This is a genomic window from Aeromicrobium sp., from assembly GCF_049587115.1.
Taxonomy (GTDB): domain Bacteria; phylum Actinomycetota; class Actinomycetes; order Propionibacteriales; family Nocardioidaceae; genus Aeromicrobium.
On sequence record NZ_JBAVDI010000107.1, the window covers coordinates 1 to 3,346 of the forward strand.

The window sequence follows — 3,346 nt, forward strand, 5'->3', positions numbered from 1 at the left end:
GCCAGAACGAGACCCCCTCCCCGTAGGACAACGAGCGGCCGCGGTGCCAGCGGACGCTGTCGGAGAGACCGTCGATGTATTTCTCGAACTCCCACCCCAGTCGGCTCTTCCCCACTCCAGGGTTGCCGCTCACCAGCACAACGCGAGGTCTGCCGTCAGCCTGGGTGGCATGGAAGAGGTCCTTGATCTTCCGCATCTCGACGTCGCGGCCGGTGAGCGGTGCCTCCAGCCCGTCGACCCGCTGAGCCCCGCCCACCGAAGCGGTGATCGCCTCCGCCCGGAACAGACGTACGGGCTCGGCCTTCCCCTTGAGCACGTGCTCACCCATGTCGCTGTAGGCGATCGCCGCTGCGGTCAGCCCGCGAGTCTCCTGGTCGGTCCACACGGTGCCGGGATCGGCGGCGGTCTGCACCCGAGCGGCCGTGTTCACGGCGTCGCCGGCCACCATTCCTTCGTTCACAGCGCCCAGGGTCACCGCTACCGATCCTGTGGTGATGCCCACCCGCATCTGCAGCGCCGGGACACCGATCGTGACTCCCAGAGCTGCAATCTCGGCCACGAGATCGCGGCCGGCACGCACGGCGCGTTCGGCGTCATCCTCGTGCGAGACCGGCACTCCCCAGACCGCCATCACGGCGTCGCCGATGAACTTCTCGATGGTGCCGCCATATCGACCGACGACGGTTCGAGCGAGCGTGAAGTAGTCAGTGAGCAGCTCACGAACCTCTTCGGGGTCGCGACTCTCCGACAAGTTGGTGAAACCCACCAGGTCTCCGAAGAGCACGGTCGTGGTCCGGCGTTCGGAGACCGGCCGGCTCGGCCCAGCGGGAGCGGCCGCAGGTCCCGACAGCGCGGCGCCGCACTCGTGGCAGTACTTGCTGGTCCCCGGAGTGCCACAGGATGGACAGGTGCGGGCCAGTGAACTACCGCACTCCCCGCAGAACTTGGTGTCGTCAGGGTTGCTCGAGCGGCAGTTCGAGCACATCGTTGCCATTGACTGCCGTCCTCCACGATCGGACCCGGTTCCACGCGTGATTAGCGCGCTGACTCTCGACAAGGTAACCGTCCGGTCGTTTCTGCGCACCAGTTTGACGGGCTCCTCGCGACGTCGGCCGACACCACCGAACCCCCGCGACCGAGGCTGTTGGGCAGTCGTCGTGCGGGCCGCCGTCCCTTGCTAGCTGCGGTCAGCCAGCCAGGGTGCCGGCGAAGATCTGCCAGGCGAGGGCTGACTTCGCGGTGAGGCTCAGCAGCAGGTAGATGCGCTCCCCGAACAAGTAGCTGCGCCAGCGGCCGAGCTGGCGGTACTGCAGCCACTGGTTGAGCGCGAAGCTGTTGAAGAAGAGGAAGAGCGAGATGAAAATCCCGTAGACGAACCCCGGAGGACCGGCCGACGAGGCGGACCCCGGAGACAGCAGGTAGATGCCAATCGCGACCCAAGGCGCCGCTCCGGCGACGCAGCCGAACGTGAACGGCAACCAGCCGCGACTCCCGGGCTGCTCGTAGCGCTCCTGGAGCCACCCGAACAGGATCATCGACGCGTTGACGCCGAAGAGGGCAACCAGGGCGGCGATGTCTGAGATGCCGACGAGCTGCGCGATCAGGACGATCATGAGCGACGCTGACAGCGAGTACTCGATCCAGCGGGCAGGGTTGCGCTGGCCCTCGAGGTCGCCGAGATACCGACGCCACCAGACCGTGCACATGAGTGCGTGGGCGAGCGCGGACAGCGCCAGGAAGGCGGCGACCGCCAGGCCGGTCGGGATGTCGAACAGCACCACCGGCTGCTGAGCCGCGGTGCCGGGTGGGCCCTCGAGGTAGGCGGCGGTGACCGGGAGCGAGAAGTTGGTTGCGAGGGCGACGACCAGGATCGCCTGGCCCAGATGGACGACGGCTGCGATCGCGTTCTCGCGGCGCAACCTCGCTGCCGACGCGTGGTCGATCGTCGCCTCAGAGGTCATGGAACGCTCCCGGATCGAATAGGTTGCGAGCCGCGGCACCGCCAGCTCGCATAGCGCGAGTCTCACACATCGCGCGGGTGCGTCGAGATGATCAGGGTTGCGGCGCCGATGGCTGGTCACCACGTGCTCGGGGGACCATGCGCACCCGACCGCCGGAGGAGGGGATGAGGGTCACGCCGAGCAAGCGAGCCTGCTCTGGCGACCCGGCAGGTTCCGGCCGCGCGCCGGAGAGGACCGAGCGGAGCACGACCTCGAGCTCGAGCTGAGCGAGGGCGGCGCCGACACATCGTCGGGCTCCGCCCCCGAACGGTGTCAGTGCGTATGCGTCGGCTTTGGGCCCGAGGTGTCGGGTCGGGCGAAACTCTTGCGGCTCCGGCCAGAGCTCCGGGTCCTGATGCATGCCGCAGAACATCGCGCTGACATAGGCGCCGGCAGGCACCGGATGCCCTCCGAGCTCGGTGTCCTTGGTGGCAATGCGGACTGAGTCGATCACGGGAGACCGCAGCCGCATCGATTCCTTGATCGTCGCGCGCAGGATGTCGTTCGATCCGGCCGCCAGGTCAGCCTCGAGGTGCCCAAGAGCGGTGGGATTGTGGGCGAGGAGATGGAGGGTCCAGGCCAGGGCCGTCGCGGTGGTCTCGTGTCCCGCGACGACCAGCCCCTTCAGCTCGTCACGCAGCTGCGCATCGGTGTAGCCGAGACCGTCCTGGTCCCTGGCACCGAGCAGCACGGAGAGCACGTCATCCCGTTCGAACGCAGCTGGGTCGGCGCGCCGGCTGCCGGAGGCGGACGCGGCTGGCATGCCCGTTGCCTATCTCCGCACCCTGGAGGACAGCCGCCGGTTGCGAGACGCCTTCCAACCCGGCCGGCAGATCGCGATCATCGGCGGCGGCTGGATCGGTCTTGAGGTCGCAGCCGCTGCGCGGAGCGCCGGGTCCGACGTCACCGTCGTGGAATCGCTGGACCTGCCCCTGGTGCGTGTGCTCGGGCCGGAGGTGGCGACCACCTTCGCCCGGCTGCATCGCGCTCATGGGGTCGACCTGCGTCTCGACGCCTCGGTCGACTCCTTCGCGGTGACGAGCGACGGTCGCGCCGCCCTTCGCTTGGCCGACGGATCCCAGCTGACTGCCGACCTAGTGGTGGTAGGCGTCGGTGTCGAGCCCAACGCCACGACAGCCAGTAGTGCAGGACTCGACGTCGACAACGGGATACTGGTCGATGAGCGGCTGCGCACCTCCGACCCACAGGTGTTCGCAGTCGGTGACGTCGCCAACCACCTGCATCCGACGCTCGGCCGCCGGATCCGTGTCGAGCACTGGGACACCGCGATCCACCAGGGCCGCACCGCCGCGGGCAACATGCTCGGTGGGGACGAGGCCTACACC

4 protein-coding genes are annotated in these 3,346 nt (G+C 68.3%); 1 reads left to right on the top strand and 3 read right to left on the bottom strand.

Annotated features, from left to right (window positions below; genetic code table 11):
* From WB461_RS09960 to WB461_RS09970, 3 genes are all read right to left on the bottom strand, one after another.
* Window positions 1-994: adenylate/guanylate cyclase domain-containing protein (locus tag WB461_RS09960; protein ID WP_423852578.1), on the bottom strand; the 994-nt coding region annotated here is incomplete at its 3' end.
* Window positions 995-1,187: 193 nt separating this feature from the next.
* The gene (heR, locus tag WB461_RS09965) at window positions 1,188-1,961 is read right to left on the bottom strand and encodes a heliorhodopsin HeR (RefSeq protein ID WP_423852579.1); all 774 of its coding nucleotides are present in this window, start codon (window positions 1,959-1,961) and stop codon (window positions 1,188-1,190) included.
* A 91-nt stretch (window positions 1,962-2,052) separates the two neighbouring features.
* The gene (locus tag WB461_RS09970; protein WP_423852580.1) at window positions 2,053-2,763 is read right to left on the bottom strand and encodes a cytochrome P450; all 711 of its coding nucleotides are present in this window, start codon (window positions 2,761-2,763) and stop codon (window positions 2,053-2,055) included.
* Here WB461_RS09970 and WB461_RS09975 point away from each other — a divergent pair.
* Window positions 2,762-3,346: NAD(P)/FAD-dependent oxidoreductase (locus WB461_RS09975; protein ID WP_423852581.1), on the top strand; the 585-nt coding region annotated here is incomplete at its 3' end. The genes WB461_RS09970 and WB461_RS09975 overlap by 2 nt on opposite strands.